This is a genomic window from Dissulfurispira sp., assembly GCF_036745535.1.
Classification (GTDB): Bacteria; Nitrospirota; Thermodesulfovibrionia; order Thermodesulfovibrionales; family Dissulfurispiraceae; genus Dissulfurispira.
The window spans coordinates 1-4,196 of record NZ_DAIOFX010000113.1; the positions used below are offsets into that span (position 1 = coordinate 1).

General features: G+C 43.3%; 6 protein-coding genes. 4 read left to right on the forward strand and 2 right to left on the reverse strand.

The window, feature by feature from the left end:
• Together V7L97_RS11585 and V7L97_RS11590 are read right to left on the reverse strand one after the other, a co-directional pair.
• Positions 1–526, reverse strand: a 526-nt coding sequence (locus V7L97_RS11585) for a nucleotidyl transferase AbiEii/AbiGii toxin family protein (protein ID WP_333656139.1), incomplete at its 3' end; no start/stop codon positions are given.
• Entirely contained in the window at positions 519–902 is a 384-nt protein-coding gene (locus tag V7L97_RS11590) for a DUF6922 domain-containing protein (RefSeq protein WP_333656142.1), read from the reverse strand. The genes V7L97_RS11585 and V7L97_RS11590, both read right to left, overlap by 8 nt.
• A gap of 150 nt (positions 903–1,052) precedes the next feature.
• Between V7L97_RS11590 and V7L97_RS11595 the strand changes: the two genes are divergently transcribed.
• The 4 genes from V7L97_RS11595 to V7L97_RS11610 form a co-directional block, all read left to right on the forward strand.
• On the forward strand, positions 1,053–2,144 hold the full coding sequence (locus V7L97_RS11595) for a Glu/Leu/Phe/Val family dehydrogenase (protein ID WP_333656144.1): 1,092 nt from the start codon (positions 1,053–1,055) through the stop codon (positions 2,142–2,144).
• 26 nt (positions 2,145–2,170) lie between these two features.
• Positions 2,171–2,431: a hypothetical protein gene (locus V7L97_RS11600; protein WP_333656146.1), complete on the forward strand. Its 261-nt coding sequence runs from the start codon at positions 2,171–2,173 to the stop codon at positions 2,429–2,431.
• 82 nt (positions 2,432–2,513) lie between these two features.
• Entirely contained in the window at positions 2,514–3,818 is a 1,305-nt protein-coding gene (locus V7L97_RS11605; protein WP_333656149.1) for a sensor histidine kinase, read from the forward strand.
• Positions 3,815–4,196 (forward strand): sigma-54-dependent transcriptional regulator (locus V7L97_RS11610; RefSeq protein ID WP_333656151.1); only part of this gene is annotated, 382 nt, incomplete at its 3' end. The genes V7L97_RS11605 and V7L97_RS11610, both read left to right, overlap by 4 nt.

The following is a 4,196-nucleotide window of genomic DNA, read 5'->3' on the forward strand; positions in this document are numbered from 1 at the left end:
CATCGGAAAAATAAACCAGCGACTTGCCTATATGAACAGGATTTATCCTCTCCTTTCCAAAGCGCTTTACCATATGGTCGGCCAATTTATGGAACGGGATGTCCTGCAAAATAAAATATAGGTCAACAAAATCTCTTTTTGTCCCTCTCTGGCTTATGGCAATGACCTTCATGGAAGCAATATCAAAAACTCCAGCCACCTGAATCCCTTTATAAACTGCGGGCTTATCCAGAAACGGATATTCGTATCTAAAAAGAGAGAATTTTGTGTCCTCTATATTCGCTGTGATATACCCATCTCCTTCTGCGATGATACTGAAACCAAGGCCGGTCTTCCTTATTTCTGAAATAACCGGCTCGACTTTAAACTCCTTATTTGTAAAGAAATCCAAATCTATGGATATCCTGTGTCCGATATGAAGCGCCAGTGCCGTTCCGCCGGCCAGTATCGTGCCTCTCTTTGCAAGCATAACCTTTAGTTCCCTCAAAACCTTCCAACCCTTTTCAGGAAGACATTCCTTATGCATCCTGCGCTCCAAACCAGATTTTCCAGAAATTTCTCGATTTCTCGCTTATATTCCTGCTGAGGGTCAATACATCGAGAATGGTCTGAACAGGGTATACCCTTTGCAGCCATTCCACCGCATTCAGTCCGCCGAACTCAAGCACCCTCTCTATAACATATCTGGCATTTCCTTTCAGATGTATTTTGCCGGGGTTTGTATCCCAGAAGAGAAAGCGGAACCGTTCGGGGATGGACGACGCCTCGCTTTTTTCAGCGACCATTTTCATTACTTTCGGATGTCCGGCAGCGCCGATGTATTTGTGAACCACCCTTTTGCCTTCCCTTACTGCAAGATATGCGTATTCTTTTCCACCTATTTTTTTGGTAATTATGCCCATGTAATATTATAACACATTGTGTGATAATAAAGACTGCTAAAAAGTTTTTTCACGATCTTCTTAAGACAAGGGATACGGAGCCTATCTAAAAATTTGAAACCCGCCCGATTTTAAGTTATAATTTTTTCAAATCTAAGAATAGAGGGAATTATGATAGAAGAAATTCAGGACATAGGGCCTTCAAAGGTGATCCAACTTTTCTTCCCTGTGTCCAATTTTCACGCAATAGTTGTCGTGGACAATGTTGCTCTCGGCCCTTCCATTGGAGGCGTGAGGGTCTCACAGGATGTCTCTACCGAAGAAGTAAAAAGGCTTGCCAGAACAATGACAATGAAGAACGCTGTTGCAGGGCTTCCCCACGGCGGAGGAAAGGCAGGTATAATCGCTGACCCCGGAGATCCCAAAAAAGAGCATTACTTCAGGATATTTTCTCAGGCAATAAAAGACCTTCATGAATACATCCCCGGCCCAGATATGGGAAGCAACGAGGAATGCATGGCATGGATTTATGATGAGATAGGAAGGGCTACTGCACTTCCTGAAGAGATTGGAGGACTTCCCCTCGATAAGCTCGGCGCAACCGGATTTGGATTATCTGAATGTGCAGAGATCGCGTGTCCATATGCGAATATTGAATTGAAAGGCGCAAAGGTTGCCATTCAGGGGTTCGGGAGCGTCGGCAAGGCTGCTGCAAAATTCCTTTCAGAAAAAGGAGCAATAGTCGTTGCAGCAAGCGACACAAAGGGAAGCATCTGTAATCCAGATGGTCTGGATGTTAAAGAGTTGCTGGATCTAAAAGAGGAAAAAGGAAGCGTCATCCACTACAAAAAAGGGACTGTCAAAAAATGTGAGGAGCTTTTTATGACACCCTGTGATATCCTAATCCCTGCTGCAACGCCCGATGTTATAGGCAAAGACAATGTCGAAGGCGTAAAAGCGAAATTGATCCTTCAGGGTGCAAATATCCCCATAACAAAAGAAGCAGAGGAAACACTGCATAAAAAAGGAATCCTTTCAGTGCCTGATTTCATTGCCAATGCTGGCGGCGTAATAATGGCTGCAATGGAGTATGCAAAGAAATCGGAAAGAGAGGCATTTGGCGCCATATCCGAGCGCATCAAGAAAAATACAAAATTAATCCTCGAAAAGACCTTTAAAGAAAACATCCTTCCCCGGCAGGCAGCAGAGGCCATTGCCAAAGAGCGCATCTTAAAGGCAATGCAATACAAGAGAGTTTTATAGTTCTGGTATAATTAAACATGAAGTCTATGAGGCTCTTGGCAGGATTTCTTCTGCTGCTGTTTTCCTGCACCGGCACTACCCCGGAAACCGACACTGTCAGGCCGCAGAAGATAAGGGAAAAGACCATAACCATTGCAATACTTCCCGAGCAGAATGTATTTGAACAGAAAAAACGATACAAACCCCTCGCAGAATATCTTTCCAATGCCCTCGATGTAAATGTAAAGATAAAACTCCTTGACAGCTACGGTTTTATCTATGACGAAATTAAAAACAAGCCCTTGTAAACCACATCGAATCATTCGATGAAAACATGGACTTCCTGTCAAGACAATACGCCACCCACCTGAATGACGTTGCCTGCATGCAGTGCCACTCAAAAATAGAGGAAAGACTGACCTCTCTTACCGGATTTTTTCGGAAATAAAAAATCTCATAAAGGATTATAAGGAAGATGTGAGCATCCTCATCACGACAAACGACGAGAGTCAGATTAAATTTCTGGAAAGTGCCGCAACGCCAAAGGGCAATACCATAACAGAGCTTCTTGAGAAGGTGAGGCATGCAGCAGACAAGATGAGAGATGAAATAAAAAACAAGAGGAACATCCTTATAAATCGCTCACAGATAGCCATTTTTGTCATCATATTCCTGACACTTATATTTTCCCTGATTATATTTATTGCCGTCATCAGGGGCATTACGATACCTGTAAATTCGTTGATAAAGGGAATTCAAAAAATAGGTTCAGGTGATTTTTCGCAAAGGGTGGATGTAAATACGAAAGATGAAATAGGTTTCATGGCGAAGGCATTTAACAATATGACAGAGAGACTGAGTGCAATGAACGAGGAGAAGGACAGGCTACTCCATACACTTCAGGGTTTTAATGAGGAGCTCGAGAAAAAGGTGAAAGAAGCGACCGAGAAGCTGAGACTCACACAGGAAAACATGGTAAGGGCAGAAACCCTTGCAGCCATCGGCACATTGGCAGCAGGCGTCTCGCATGAAATAAGCACGCCCCTTAATACTATAATTGGATTTGTCCAGTTGACAATTTCCGAAACAGATAATAACAGTCCAGTAAAAGGAGACCTGAAAGTTATTGAGCAGGAGGCTATGAGATGCAAGAAAATCGTTCAGGGACTCCTTAATTTTGCAAAACCGCAAAAACACGAAGAAAGACTGACAGACATAAATAATATAATCAATGAAACACTGTCGCTCATAGAATACCAGCCGTCAATGAAAAAGATAGTCATTAAAAAGGACATGGATACTAAACTCGTCCAGATAGAGGCCGACCACTTGCAATTAAAACAGGTTTTTCTTAACATTATCCTCAATGCAGTGCAGGCCATGCCGGAAGGCGGGGAACTGAAAACAATGACAAGAAATGCAAACGGAGGGGTCGAGGCAGCCATATCAGACACCGGTACAGGCATTCCAGATGAAGACCGGAAAAAGATATTTCAGCCGTTTTACACTACAAAGAAAGACGGCACGGGACTGGGTCTCTCCATATCATACGGCATAATAAAAGAGCACGGGGGAGAAATATATGTGGAGAGCGATGCCGGCAGAGGCTCGACATTCAGAATATTCCTGCCTTCGCAAACACTTACAGACAACCGCGAAGCACCTTTTGAGACCACCGATGAGGCGAACAGATGACACGTATATTGGTCGTTGACGATGACCAGGGTGCATGCCAACTGCTTACAAGGATTCTTCAGAAAGAAGGGTTTAAGGTCGTAGCCGAAAACAGCCCTCTAAATGCATTAAGCGCCTTTAAAAAAGATAATTTCGACCTTGTCATAACAGACTTCTACATGCCGGAGATGAACGGTGTGGAGTTTCTTGAAGAGGTAAAAAAGATTAATCCTGATTCGGATGTGATAGTGATGACCGCCTTTGCATCTGTTGACAATGCAGTAGAGGCAATGAGAAAAGGTGCTTATGACTACATAGTAAAGCCGTTTCAGAATGACGATCTCCTCCTTTCTATAAAAAGGGTGCTGGAAAAAAGAAGACTTGCAGAAGAGAACAAAT

Coding starts and splice junctions, on each gene's coding strand:
- V7L97_RS11595 (WP_333656144.1), top strand. CDS start 1,053: ATGATAGAAGAAATTCAGGACATAGGGCCTTCAAAGGTGATCCAACTT.
- V7L97_RS11590 (WP_333656142.1), bottom strand. CDS start 902: ATGGGCATAATTACCAAAAAAATAGGTGGAAAAGAATACGCATATCTT.
- V7L97_RS11600 (WP_333656146.1), top strand. CDS start 2,171: ATGAGGCTCTTGGCAGGATTTCTTCTGCTGCTGTTTTCCTGCACCGGC.